The organism is Microcystis sp. LEGE 08355, from assembly GCF_015207185.1.
Classification (GTDB): domain Bacteria; phylum Cyanobacteriota; class Cyanobacteriia; order Cyanobacteriales; family Microcystaceae; genus Microcystis; species Microcystis panniformis.
Map to the genome: position 1 here is coordinate 1 of NZ_JADEXI010000483.1, position 3596 is coordinate 3596.

Sequence of the window (3596 nt, forward strand, 5' to 3'; positions counted from 1 at the left end):
GGGAGGGGGTAGGGGAGAGGAGGCACTTCCCGATGTTGGGGATTTTTGCGGACTTTTACCGCTGCCACAGAGAAAAAATTCTTGACCCGCGGCACATTGACTTTGTAGCCAGAAGTAACCCCCACCTAAAATGCCCGCAGTGGCTAAAAGAGCGATTATTAAAGCAGTTGTTTCGTTTTTTTGAGACATACCCATCATTTGCTGACATTAGGGGGTCGATCGCCAGGAGACCAGTGATCAATGGAAGTTTCGATGATATTATCTTAGTGCATGGAAATCCACTCTTAATTTAGGACTGTATATCATGACCCACGCACCTATATCCCCAGTCGTACTGGTTATCCTTGATGGTTGGGGTTATCGCCCGCAAAGGTCGGATAATGCGATCGCAATGGCGAAAACCCCGATTATGGATAGTCTCTGGGAAGTTTATCCCCACACCTTAATCCGCACCTCCGCTAAGGATGTGGGACTACCAGAAGGACAGATGGGCAACTCGGAAGTTGGCCACCTGAATATCGGAGCGGGGCGGGTTGTACCACAAGAATTAGTACGGATTTCCGATGCGATCGAAGATGGTTCGATTCAACAAAATCAGGCTTTATTAAAACTCTGCGACGAGATTCGCCCCAAAAAAAGCAAATTACACCTGATCGGTTTATGTTCCGAGGGAGGAGTCCATTCCCATCTCGATCACTTACTGGGATTATTAGACTTAGCGAAAGTGCAAGGGATTAGCGATGTCTGCATTCATGTCATCACCGATGGTCGCGATACCAATGTCACCGACGGAATGCTCGCTATTAAACGGATTCAAGAACATATTAATAAAATTAAACTCGGTCGCATGGTGACTCTCAGTGGCCGTTATTATGCCATGGATCGGGATCGCCGTTGGGATCGGGTGGAAAAAGCCTATAACGTGATGACCAGTGATCAAGGTATCGACGGGCGATCGATTACTGAAGTATTACAGGCATTTTATGATCAAAATATTACCGATGAATTTATTCCCCCCACCAGAATTGCACCGGGGGCGATCGAAGCGGGCGATGGGGTGATATTCTATAATTTCCGTCCCGATCGAGCTAGACAGTTATGTTATGCCCTGACTATGCCCGATTTTGAAGATTTCGATCGAGATTTAATTTCTCCCCTCAGTTTTGTCACTTTTACCCAATACGATCCAAAATTACCGGTAGATGTGGCCTTTGCTCCCCAGAATTTAAATAATATTTTAGGACAGGTGATCGCTCAACAGGGATTAAAACAGTTTCGTTGTGCAGAAACCGAAAAGTATCCCCACGTCACCTACTTTTTTAATGGGGGATTAGAAAAACCCTTTGAGGGAGAAGTGCGCGAATTAATTCCTAGTCCAAAAGTCGCCACCTATGACCAAGCTCCGGCCATGTCGGCAGCCGCGGTGACAGCAGCGGTCTGTGGGGCGATCGAACAGGGGATCTATAGTCTCGTGGTAGTCAATTACGCTAACCCCGATATGGTGGGTCATACGGGCATTTTAGACGCGGCCATGAAAGCAGTGGAAACGGTGGATCTATGCTTGGCTAAGTTGTTAAGTAGCGTCAATAAATTGGGGGGAACAGTGTTAATCACTGCGGACCACGGTAACGCGGAAACGATGGTGGATGAGTCGGGTAATCCTTGGACGGCCCATACGACTAATCCCGTTCCTTTAATTTTAATTGAAGGGGAAGGGAGAAAAATACCCGGCCACGGTGGCGATGTGCAGCTGCGGGATGATGGTCGTTTAGCCGATATTGCCCCCACTATCCTGGAAATTCTCTCTATTCCCGTCCCAGTAGAAATGACCGGGCGATCGCTGATTAAACCAGCCGAAGTGGAAATTAAAGCCAGTCGCACTCCCGTCCGCATCTCGCTTTAACAGTGATCAGTAATCAGTAATCAGTGGAAATAATTAAAAAATTGGCTAATTAGGGTTTGCGGCAAAAAGTACGGGCGAAGCATTCGGATAGAAAATCTCCGGTTTCACCGATAGGTTATTGCCCGAATGCTTCGCCCCTACAGGACGCGGGCCGATGAAGACGCAAGGTTTGGAAGCACGATTCTCTCAAAATCTTGCACCTGTTTCGCGAAACAAGACCCTAAAACCCTTACCTCGTCTATATTTCACCATTATTCAGCAAGCCCTAATTAGCAGAAAAATGACCAATAAAAACCGCTCTCTTGTAGTTATGCTGATCAGCAAATCTTATCGAAGAAAGGGCGTAGGGCATCTTTGAATGTAAGATAATGGACATTTTTCAGCCAATTTCCGAGAGAGCCATAAAAATTTAAAACTTACATCTGATAACTGATAACTGATAACTGATAACTGATAACTGATAACTGATAACTGATAACTGATGATAACTGCTATACTTTGTAATGGAAAATAGAGAGTAATGATCATGACAGTGGTGCTGGTAGTACAGATTATTTGGGCGCTGGCGGCGGCCTTTCTGGCGATTTTGGTGTTATTACACAGTCCCAAAGGGGATGGTATTGGCGGTATTGGCGGCCAATCACAGATTTTTACCAGCGCAAAAACGGCGGAAAAAACCTTAAATCAGGTGACTTGGGCGTTGGGGACGGTATTTATCACCCTAACTATTGTACTAAGTGCCGGCTGGTTAAATCGCTAAATGCTAAGAGGTCGGTTCTCTTTTCTAGGACTCGCAGCCTTGGCGAGTCTTTTGCTGTTTTCCTATTCTTTGATTGCCGACAGTCGATCGCTACCAGAGTTAAAAACCCATCCTTTACCCGCTAATTTAGCCCAATGGCAAGAGCAAAACCAGTCCGGGGATTATTTTGATGCCGTGGAAATCAGTCCCGTGGGGGCGTTGATTTGGTCGCAATTTCCCGTGAAGATTTATGTTCACAGCGATCGCAGTTCTTGGCTGAGTTTGGTACAACAGGCGATCGCTGAATGGGGGCAGTATTTGCCGATCGAGTTGGTAAATCGGGCAGAATTGGCCGATATCCTCATTAAACGGGAGTTACCGCCGTCAGGAGTTCGTTTTAATCCCGAAACCGGTAAGTTAGAACTGCCCCGGGTGCGTTCTGCCGTAACACAATACGAGATTTTTGTCAAGGAAAATCGCTTAACTCATCGGATGAGTATCCAGATTAGTCCTAATTTAGCCGATCGGTCGGCCTTAGCGGCAGCGCGGCACGAATTAGGTCACGCTTTGGGAATTTGGGGTCATAGTCCCCTGGAGACGGATGTGATGTATTTCGCTCAAACTAGAGATATTGCCCCGATTTCTAGCCGGGATATTAACACTTTAAAAAAGGTTTATCAGCAGCCAACTAAGTTAGGTTGGCAGATGGATCAACTAGGGTATCTAATACCTGAATAGGTAAATTTCGGCGGTAGGGTTGTCGGGTTCGATGAATTTGTTGTTAAGGAAGCAACATAGTTTGAAGACTATTGAAAATTCTTCTGTATCGATCGCTTGAAAGAGAGCCCAAATAGCGTACTATCCTATTTGAGTCGATCGCTCGTACCTGATCTAAAAGAATAATAGAATTTTGGGGTAAGCCAGCTTCACCAGTCGCCAATTGGGGATATAAAG

General features: G+C 46.0%; 5 protein-coding genes and 1 pseudogene. 3 read left to right on the plus strand and 3 right to left on the minus strand.

Annotated features, from left to right (window positions below; all coding sequences use genetic code 11):
* A pseudogene (locus IQ242_RS19640) lies at positions 1 to 198 on the minus strand (phosphate ABC transporter substrate-binding protein); the annotation flags it as partial.
* 106 nt (positions 199 to 304) lie between these two features.
* Between IQ242_RS19640 and gpmI the strand changes: the two are divergent.
* Positions 305 to 1903 (plus strand): 2,3-bisphosphoglycerate-independent phosphoglycerate mutase, encoded by a 1599-nt coding sequence (gpmI, locus tag IQ242_RS19645; RefSeq protein WP_193961123.1) that lies wholly within the window; start codon positions 305 to 307, stop codon positions 1901 to 1903.
* Positions 1904 to 2230: 327 nt separating this feature from the next.
* Here gpmI and IQ242_RS19650 read toward each other — a convergent pair whose 3' ends face one another.
* Positions 2231 to 2431: a hypothetical protein gene (locus IQ242_RS19650; protein ID WP_193961124.1), complete on the minus strand. Its 201-nt coding sequence runs from the start codon at positions 2429 to 2431 to the stop codon at positions 2231 to 2233.
* On the opposite strand from IQ242_RS19650, the gene secG reads away from it, so the two are divergent.
* On the plus strand, positions 2430 to 2663 hold the full coding sequence (gene secG, locus IQ242_RS19655) for a preprotein translocase subunit SecG (protein WP_002736485.1): 234 nt from the start codon (positions 2430 to 2432) through the stop codon (positions 2661 to 2663). The two genes, IQ242_RS19650 and secG, sit on opposite strands and share 2 nt — an antisense overlap.
* The gene (locus IQ242_RS19660) at positions 2664 to 3380 is read left to right on the plus strand and encodes a peptidase (RefSeq protein ID WP_193961125.1); all 717 of its coding nucleotides are present in this window, start codon (positions 2664 to 2666) and stop codon (positions 3378 to 3380) included.
* A 43-nt stretch (positions 3381 to 3423) separates the two neighbouring features.
* Here IQ242_RS19660 and IQ242_RS19665 read toward each other — a convergent pair whose 3' ends face one another.
* Positions 3424 to 3582 (minus strand): type II toxin-antitoxin system PemK/MazF family toxin, encoded by a 159-nt coding sequence (locus tag IQ242_RS19665; protein WP_228021101.1) that lies wholly within the window; start codon positions 3580 to 3582, stop codon positions 3424 to 3426.
* Positions 3583 to 3596: the final 14 nt, after the last annotated feature.

What these genes read in the sequence shown, in the direction of transcription:
- secG (WP_002736485.1), top strand. Translation starts at nt 2,430, where the DNA reads ATGACAGTGGTGCTGGTAGTACAGATTATTTGGGCGCTGGCGGCGGCC.
- gpmI (WP_193961123.1), top strand. Translation starts at nt 305, where the DNA reads ATGACCCACGCACCTATATCCCCAGTCGTACTGGTTATCCTTGATGGT.
- IQ242_RS19660 (WP_193961125.1), top strand. Translation starts at nt 2,664, where the DNA reads ATGCTAAGAGGTCGGTTCTCTTTTCTAGGACTCGCAGCCTTGGCGAGT.
- IQ242_RS19650 (WP_193961124.1), bottom strand. Translation starts at nt 2,431, where the DNA reads ATGATCATTACTCTCTATTTTCCATTACAAAGTATAGCAGTTATCATC.